This window comes from Ferrovibrio terrae (assembly GCF_943372915.1).
GTDB lineage: Bacteria > Pseudomonadota > Alphaproteobacteria > Ferrovibrionales > Ferrovibrionaceae > Ferrovibrio > Ferrovibrio terrae_A.
Genome location: NZ_CALSAN010000058.1, coordinates 1 through 7,883 on the forward strand (window position 1 = coordinate 1; position 7,883 = coordinate 7,883).

Sequence of the window (7,883 nt, forward strand, 5' to 3'; positions counted from 1 at the left end):
AGTTGCGTCGCGCCGATATCGCCGTCGAGCTGGGCTATGGCGGGAATGCCGGCAAGCGCTTCAAGCGGGCTGACAAGCTCGGCTGTGCGGCGGCCGTGGTGATCGGCGATGACGAACTGGCGAAGGGCGTGGTCAAGCTCAAAGACTTCAAGTCCGGCACCGAGACCGAAGTGGCGCGTGGCGATCTGTTGGCTAAATTGAAGGTCTGATATCATGGATGTCGCCGGCCTGCCCGAGGCCAAGCTCGACAAGGTGATCGAGCGCTACGAGATGCTGCAGGCCCAGATGGCCGCTGGCGGTCTCGCAGCCGATACCTTCGTGAAGCTGTCGAAGGAATATGCCGAGATCGAGCCGCTGGTGCAGGTCATCAACGAATGGCGCCGGCTGCGGCAGGATGTTGCCGATCTGCTGGTCATGCGCGACGATCCGGCCTCTGACCCTGAGATGCGCACGCTGGCCGAAGCGGAGTGGAAGCAGGCCCAGGCCGCATTACCCGACCTTGAACGCCGCGTGCTGGTCATGCTGCTGCCCAAGGACGAGGCCGACGAGAAGAATGCCATCCTGGAAGTGCGTGCCGGCACCGGTGGCGACGAGGCTGCGCTGTTCGCGCGCGACCTGTTCGAGATGTATCGTGGCTATGCCGCCAAGCATGGCTGGCGATTTGAAGTGGAAAGCATCGCCGACACCGAACTCGGCGGGTTCCGCGAGGCGATTGCCACCATCACCGGTCGCAGCGTTTTCGCGAGACTGAAGTTTGAATCTGGCGTGCATCGGGTGCAGCGCGTGCCCGATACCGAAACGCAGGGCCGCATCCACACGTCGGCCGCGACGGTCGCAGTGCTGCCAGAGGCCGAGGATGTCGACATCGACATCAACGAGAACGATCTGCGCATCGATGTCTATCGCTCGTCGGGCGCCGGCGGCCAGCATGTGAACACTACAGATTCTGCCGTGCGCATTACGCATATTCCCACCGGCATCGTGGTGGCTCAGCAGACCGAGCGGTCGCAGCACAAGAACAAGGCCAAGGCGATGAAGCTGCTGCGCGCCAAGATGTACGAGGCCGAACGCGAGCGCCTGGCCTCGACGCGCGCCGCCGACCGCAAGGGGCAGGTCGGTTCCGGCGATCGCTCGGAGCGCATCCGCACCTACAATTTCCCGCAGGGTCGCGTTACCGATCACCGCATCAACCTCACTCTGTACAAGATCGAACAGGTGATGACGGGTGAGGCGCTGGATGATGTGATCGAGGCGCTGATCGCCGAGGATCAGGCCAGCCGCCTGGCCGAACTCAACAATGCCTGACGGCGCGACGATCGGCGCCCTGCTTGCTGCTGCCACCGCGCGCATGAAGCAGGCCGATGTGGCCGAGACGCCGCGGCTGGATGCCATCCTGCTGCTGGCCCATGTCAGCGGCCTGACGGCCGACCGCATCCGCATCGCGCCCGATGCGCCGGTCTCCCCCAAGGTGGCGGCTGCGTTCGAGGTGCTGCTCAAGCGTCGGTTGGCACGCGAACCGGTATCGAAGATTCTGGGGGTGCGTGAATTCTGGAGCCTGGACTTCCGCACCGGCCGCGACGTGCTCGATCCACGCCCGGATTCCGAAACCCTGGTGGCTGGTGTGCTGGCCGCAGTCCCCGACCGAAAGGCTGCACTGAGGCTGGTCGATTTCGGCACCGGTTCGGGCTGCCTGCTGCTCAGCCTGCTGCATGAGCTGCCCAATGCCACCGGGCTTGGCATCGATATCTCGCCACCGGCGCTGGCCATCGCGCAGGACAATGCCGACCGTCTCGGCCTGTCGGCGCGCGTCACCTTTCGTCGCGGCGACTGGGGGCGGGGCTGCGATGGCAGTTTCGACATCCTGATCTCCAATCCGCCCTATATCGAAAGCGGTACGGTGCCGCAGCTTGAGCCCGAAGTGGCGCAGTATGACCCGGTGCTGGCCCTCGATGGCGGCCCCGATGGACTGCAGGCCTATCGCCAACTGATCCCGGATCTGGCGCGGCTGGCGGCCCCGGATTCCCTTGCGGCCCTGGAGGTGGGCATGGGGCAAGATGTCGCAGTTGAGCAGCTGATGGCAGCGGCCGGCTTTGCCTCGATTGCGGTTTTGCCTGATCTGGGCGGTATCGGCCGTGTGGTAACCGGCCGGAAATCCGTGCAGATTCCGTGAAAAAGGGTTGGCAGGGGGGCAGCACCCCCTTATCTTGGACTCCGGGATGACGCGCTCCCAAGGAACCAGCCCAAGGTCTTATCCGGGGTGTTAACCGGGGGCGAATAAGCAGGCAGCGTCATCGCCTCTTCGACTGAATGATCATCGAGAGGCCGACCGCGTCGGGCGCATGAGCGCCGGGATGCGTGTGCGCATGGTGCCTGATTGCGCTATTTGCTGAAACAAGCGAGATGAACCTGTGAACAATAAGAATCGTCAACGTGGTGGCCGTCCTCAGGGCCGGAGGCCCCATGGTGGTGGTGGCAGCGGCGGGGGTGGCGGCGGCGGTGGAAATAACGGCGGGATGAACAATTCCCACCGCAATTTCGACTCCAACGGCCCCGAAGTTAAGGTCCGCGGCACGGCTACCAATATCTTCGAGCGCTATTGCCAGCTTGCCCGCGACGCCAATGCGTCGGGTGATCGTGTGGCCGCCGAGAATTACCTGCAGCATGCCGAGCACTATTACCGGATCATGCTGGCCCAGGGCGTGACGCCGATGCAGCGCGCGGCCAACCAGCAGCAGGGCGGCCAGGCGCCGCAGCAGCAGAACGGTCAGCAGCCGCAGGCCCAGCCGGGCCAGGCGCCGGTCAATAACGAAGGTGGCGAGCAGCCGAGCCTGGAGATGGAGCTGGAAGCAGCGCTGGACCCGGAGGCCGAGGCTGCGGCGAAAGCCGAACGCGACGCTGCCAACGCGGCGTAAAGCCGGGCAGACTGATCGCTGCAGCAACCAGACAGCAAAAAGGCCGCCGGAGCGATCCGGCGGCCTTTTTAATGGCTTGGCGTGAAAGCCGTCAGTTGGTCGGCGGCAGGTTGCCCTGGTCGGCCTGGCTCCACATCGCTTCGTCGGCAATGGTGAGCTGGCGGATCGGCAGGCTCTCGGTTTCAGGCACCATTGGCGCCAGCGCGATATCGATTTCCAGTTCCTTGTCCAGCAGGCCGCGGTCGCCGCCCAGATGGCGCTCGAAGAATTCGACCGTGCGGTTGATGCTGTCTTCCTTGGCATCGCCGCGGAAGGTATGGCCCTGGCCCTTATAAATCTTCACTTCATGCTCGGCACCTAAGCCGTCCAGCAGGCTGGCCAGTTCATAAGCACGGCGCACCGGCACGGTGGCATCGCGGTCGCCATGCAGCACCAGCGTCGGCGGCATGCGATGTACACCCTTGCGCTGCACTTCCGACGGCATCGCGCCCACCACATTCACCACGGCCTGCACGCGGTCATCGCGGCTGCCCAGGCTCAGTGCATGGAAGCCCCCGAGCGACAGGCCGAAAATGCCAATCCGCTCCGGATCGACATAAGCCTGCTTGGAAACATAGGAGATCGCCTCGGTGAGTACGCGCTCGCGCTCGTCATGCAGGTTGGCGGCGGCCTTGCGCACCTGCGGCACGCCGTCGAAGTAATGCACCACGAAAGCAGTGATGCCCTTCTCGGCCAGCGCCTTGGCCTGCGGATAGAACAGCGAGCCGTCGCCTAGGCCATGGGCACCATGCAGGACCAGCACGGCGGGCGCACGGCCATCGGGGCCCAGCAGGTCGGTCTCGGCCTTCACCACATCGACGCGCACCTTGCGGCCATCGATCATGAAACCATGGGTATTCTCGGCCTCGGCAGCGCGGCGCGCGCCTTCGGCGGATTTCTGCTTGCGCGGGGCGGCGGCCGCCGGCTTGGTGCTGGGCTTGGGCGTCGCCGTGGCCTTCTGGCTGGCGCGCGGCTGTGCCGTCGCGGCCGGAATGGCGGCGATGCTGCCCAGAATCAGCGCAAGCGCAGAAATGAAGCAGATGTGACTGAATGCCCGAGTCTTAAACCGCTTGGCATTCAGCAGTGTCGTGGCTTGACCCCCGGCCATCGATCCCCCTGTAAAGCCTCTGTTTACTAACTCGCGGGTCCCCACCCGCTGTCCTGTTTCAAGTTGTAACAAGCCCCGGCGGACCCTGTCTACCTTTGATTTCACTGAAGATTCCCTGCTTTTTCAGGAAAATCATGGGGTTGTGGAAAAATAACCCCCGCTTGACCCCTGCCGGGTGGCTACTTACCTTACTTGTCTCAGCTGGATTCGGGGTTTTCCTCCCGGGCCCGGCGCATCCCTTCAGCCTGAGGATTCCCGCATGTCTGCGCCCACCAAAGTCACCGACGCCTCCTTCGAGAGCGATGTCCTGAAGTCTTCCGACGCCGTGCTGGTCGACTTCTGGGCGGAGTGGTGTGGCCCGTGCAAGCAGATCGCCCCGGCGCTGGACGAGATCGCCAGCGAGATGGCCGGCAAGCTGACCATCGCCAAGGTCAATATCGACGAGAACCCGATGACGCCGTCGAAGTTCGGCGTGCGCGGCATCCCGACGCTCATCCTGTTCAAGGACGGCAAGCCGGTCTCCACCAAGGTCGGCTCGATGCCGAAGAGCCGCATCGTCGAGTGGATCAACTCGGCAATCTAAGCATTCTCTGAGAGAATCCGGCCCGCGAGATACAGCGAGCCGGCAATAATGACACGTGCATGATTGGGGGCCGGTGCAGGCGCTGCATCGGCCCGTATCATTTCCGCGATCTGCCGCATGGCCGCTTCGGCGCTGCCGGCCGGTTCCGCCGTCAGGCCGACGCTGCGGGCGGCAGAGGTCAGATCCTCAGCCGACAGGCTGTTGGTCTCGCCCGGGATGGCGATACAGCGCGCGCCCTGCAGACCGGGTACCAGCGGCTTCAGAAAGCCCGCAGCATCCTTGGTGTTCAGCATGCCGGCCAGCAGCCAGGTCGGTCGCTGCGGCAGCAGCGTCAGTGCCTCGGCCAGCGCTTCGCCGGCCATGGCGTTATGGGCGCCGTCGAGCCACAGTTCGGCGCCCGGCGGCAGCAGGTCGACCAGCGGGCCGCGCGTCAGGCGCTGCATGCGCGCCGGCCAGTCGACCTGACGCAGCCCGGCGGCGATGGCGTCCGGTGCAATGGCGAAACCAGAGAGGTGCCGGGCACAGGCAACCGCCACGCCGGCATTGACCACCTGATGGGCACCGAGCAAGGCCGGGCGGGGCAGGGACAGTTCCACCACGCGGTCGCGCCAGACCAGGCCATCGGCGGTTTCACGCACCACCCAGTCGCGGCCCTGGCGGAACAGCGGCGACTTTGTTTCGGCGGCGCGGGCCTCGATCACGGTGATGGCCTCGGCTGGCTGCGGCCCCACCACGCAGGGCACGCCGTCTTTCAGGATACCGGCCTTGTTGGCGGCGATTTTCGCAATGGTATCGCCGAGGAAGGCGACATGGTCGATGCCGATGGGGGTGAGGGCGGTCAGCACCGGCTGCGGGATCACATTGGTGGTGTCGGCGATGCCGCCCAGGCCGGTTTCCAGCAGCACCAGATCCGCCGGCACCTCGGCGAACGCCAGGTAGGCGGCAGCTGTGGTGATCTCGAAGAAAGTGATCGGCGCGCCGGCATTCACCCGCTCACAGCGTTCCAGCAGTGCGATCAGCTTAGCGTCGTCGATCAGGCTGCCGGCCAGGCGGATACGCTCGTTAAAGCGCACCAGATGCGGCGAGGTATAGGCATGCACCCGATAACCGGCCGCTTCGGCCATGGCGCGCAGGAAGGCGGTGGTCGAGCCCTTGCCTTTGCTGCCGGCGACATGAAACACCGGCGGCAGGTGCAGATGCGGATCGCCCAGCCGCGTCAGCAGGGCGCGAATGCGATCCAGCGACAGATCGATCGCCTTGGGATGCAGCGCCGTCAGGCGTTGCAGGACTGGCCCAAGATGATCTTCCTTGGGCTCAGCGCGGGCGGGGCCGGGGGGCGCCATGCGGAATTTCCCCGGTCGGCGGAATCTCCAGGCCCGGGCGCGGCAGCGCCACGACATCGGCCTTCGGTGCCGGATCGAGCAGCAGGCCGACAATGCGGCCCAGGGTCTCGCGCAGCGCGTGGCGATGGGTGACCATGTCGAGCATGCCGTGTTCGAGCAGGTATTCCGAACGCTGGAAGCCCTGCGGCAGGGTTTCGCGGATGGTCTGCTCGATCACGCGCGGGCCGGCGAAGCCGATCAGCGCGCCGGGTTCGGCGATCTGGATGTCGCCCAGCATGGCGTAAGATGCCGTCACGCCGCCGGTGGTCGGATCGGTCAGCACCACGATGAAGGGCAGATGCGCCTCGCGCAGGCGCTGCACGGCGATCACCGTGCGCGGCATCTGCATCAGGCTGAGAATGCCTTCCTGCATGCGGGCACCGCCGGCGGCCGCGAAAAGAATGAGTGCCGCGCGCTGGTTCACCGCCAGCGTGGCGGCGGCGATCAGCGCCTCACCAGTTGCCATGCCCATCGAGCCGCCCATGAAGGCGAAATTCTGCACGGCGATGACGACATCCTGGCTTTGCAGCGTGCCATGGGCGACGGCGAAGGCATCCTTCTGGCCGGTCTTGGCGCGGGCATCCTTCAGACGGTCGGGGTATTTCTTGGAATCGCGGAAATGCAGCGGATCCTGCAGCACGTCGGGCAGTTCGATGGTCTGGTATTCGCCCTTGTCGAACAGCGCGGCGAAGCGATCCTTCGGCCCGATGCGCATATGATGGTCGCATTTCGGGCAGACATGCTGGTTCTCATCCAGCTCCTTGGAATAGATCATCTGCCCGCAGCTCGGGCATTTTTTCCAAAGATTGTCCGGCGTGTCCTTCTTGGTGGTGAACTCGCGGATCTTCGGCAGGACAGTACGGGTCAACCAGTTCATCGCGAACTCCTTTGTCTCAGGCCGCGGCCTTGGCCACGCCACGGATGGCGGTGCTCAATTCACGCACCAGCTCCAGCACATGGGCTGCCGGATCGATCTTCTTCATCTGGGCCTCGGCCACGCGTTCCACAAGGGCGGTGCCCACCACGGCGGCATCGGCCACTTTGGCAATCTCGGCGGCGCGCTTGCCATCACGGATGCCGAAACCAACCGCCACCGGAATCCGGGTGTGCTGCTTGATCTGCGCCACGGCCTTGCCCACGGCGGCGGGATCGGCGGCGGCGGCACCGGTGATGCCGGCAATGGAAACGTAGTAGAGGAATCCAGAAGTATTCTTGAGCACGGCAGGCAGACGCTGGGCGTCGGTGGTTGGCGTCGCCAGGCGGATGAAATGGATGCCGGCCTTCACGGCGGGGATGCACAGCTCATCGTCTTCTTCCGGCGGCAGGTCGACCACGATCAGGCCATCGACGCCGGCGGCTTTCGCATCGACCAGGAATTTGTCGACACCATAGGCCGAGATCGGGTTGAAATACCCCATCAGCACGATCGGCGTATTGTCATCCTGCTTGCGGAAGTCGCGCACCAGTTTCAGCGTCATCTTCATGCTGGCGCCATTGGCCAACGCACGCAGGCCGGCGGCCTCGATGGACGGGCCATCGGCCATCGGATCGCTGAACGGCATGCCCAGTTCGATCACATCGGCGCCGGCAGCCGGCAGGCCGGCGATCAGGCGGGCGCAGGTGTCGTGGTCAGGATCGCCAGCGGTGACGAAGGTGACGAGACCGGCACGGCCCGCAGTCTTCAGCGCGGCAAAACGTTTTTCAATACGGCTCACAGTTCCACCCCCAGGGCCCGGGCGACGTTGAACACGTCTTTGTCGCCACGGCCGCACAGATTCATGATCATCAGATGATCCTTCGGCAGGGTCGGCGCCAGCTTGATCACATAGGCCAGTGCATGGCTGGGCTCCAGCGCCGGA

General features: G+C 64.8%; 9 protein-coding genes and 1 pseudogene. 5 read left to right on the forward strand and 5 right to left on the reverse strand.

Translation table 11 applies throughout. From position 1 onward, the window contains the following. The 4 genes from AAG821_RS21785 to AAG821_RS21800 all read left to right on the forward strand — a co-directional run. Positions 1-209, forward strand: a 209-nt coding sequence (locus tag AAG821_RS21785; protein ID WP_341916456.1) for a His/Gly/Thr/Pro-type tRNA ligase C-terminal domain-containing protein, incomplete at its 5' end; no start/stop codon positions are given. A gap of 4 nt (positions 210-213) precedes the next feature. Beyond that, a complete protein-coding gene (gene prfA / locus AAG821_RS21790) occupies positions 214-1,305 on the forward strand; it encodes a peptide chain release factor 1 (RefSeq protein WP_341915928.1) in 1,092 nt (363 codons plus the stop codon). Continuing rightward, positions 1,298-2,170 (forward strand): peptide chain release factor N(5)-glutamine methyltransferase, encoded by an 873-nt coding sequence (prmC, locus tag AAG821_RS21795; RefSeq protein ID WP_341915930.1) that lies wholly within the window; start codon positions 1,298-1,300, stop codon positions 2,168-2,170. The genes prfA and prmC overlap by 8 nt, the downstream gene beginning before the upstream one ends. A 238-nt stretch (positions 2,171-2,408) precedes the next feature. Continuing rightward, on the forward strand, positions 2,409-2,912 hold the full coding sequence (locus tag AAG821_RS21800; RefSeq protein WP_341915931.1) for a DUF4167 domain-containing protein: 504 nt from the start codon (positions 2,409-2,411) through the stop codon (positions 2,910-2,912). Positions 2,913-3,003: 91 nt separating this feature from the next. Here the strand turns inward: AAG821_RS21800 and AAG821_RS21805 are convergent, their stop codons facing one another. Continuing rightward, positions 3,004-4,059 carry a dienelactone hydrolase family protein gene (locus AAG821_RS21805; protein ID WP_341915932.1) on the reverse strand — a complete coding sequence of 352 codons (1,056 nt, stop codon included), beginning with the start codon at positions 4,057-4,059 and terminating at the stop codon, positions 3,004-3,006. Between the two features lie 259 nt (positions 4,060-4,318). Here AAG821_RS21805 and trxA point away from each other — a divergent pair, with 259 nt between their 5' ends. Continuing rightward, positions 4,319-4,642, forward strand: coding sequence for a thioredoxin TrxA (trxA, locus tag AAG821_RS21810; RefSeq protein WP_144068820.1), 324 nt, complete (start codon positions 4,319-4,321; stop codon positions 4,640-4,642). Here trxA and AAG821_RS21815 read toward each other — a convergent pair. The 4 genes and pseudogenes from AAG821_RS21815 to AAG821_RS21830 all read right to left on the reverse strand — a co-directional run. Then, positions 4,639-5,985: a folylpolyglutamate synthase/dihydrofolate synthase family protein gene (locus tag AAG821_RS21815; RefSeq protein WP_341915934.1), complete on the reverse strand. Its 1,347-nt coding sequence runs from the start codon at positions 5,983-5,985 to the stop codon at positions 4,639-4,641. The two genes, trxA and AAG821_RS21815, sit on opposite strands and share 4 nt — an antisense overlap. Further along, positions 5,957-6,901: an acetyl-CoA carboxylase, carboxyltransferase subunit beta gene (accD, locus tag AAG821_RS21820; RefSeq protein WP_341915935.1), complete on the reverse strand. Its 945-nt coding sequence runs from the start codon at positions 6,899-6,901 to the stop codon at positions 5,957-5,959. The genes AAG821_RS21815 and accD overlap by 29 nt, the downstream gene beginning before the upstream one ends. Before the next feature lie 16 nt (positions 6,902-6,917). Continuing rightward, positions 6,918-7,739: a tryptophan synthase subunit alpha gene (trpA, locus tag AAG821_RS21825; protein WP_341915937.1), complete on the reverse strand. Its 822-nt coding sequence runs from the start codon at positions 7,737-7,739 to the stop codon at positions 6,918-6,920. Next, a pseudogene (locus AAG821_RS21830) lies at positions 7,736-7,883 on the reverse strand (tryptophan synthase subunit beta); the annotation flags it as partial. The gene trpA and the pseudogene AAG821_RS21830, both read right to left, overlap by 4 nt.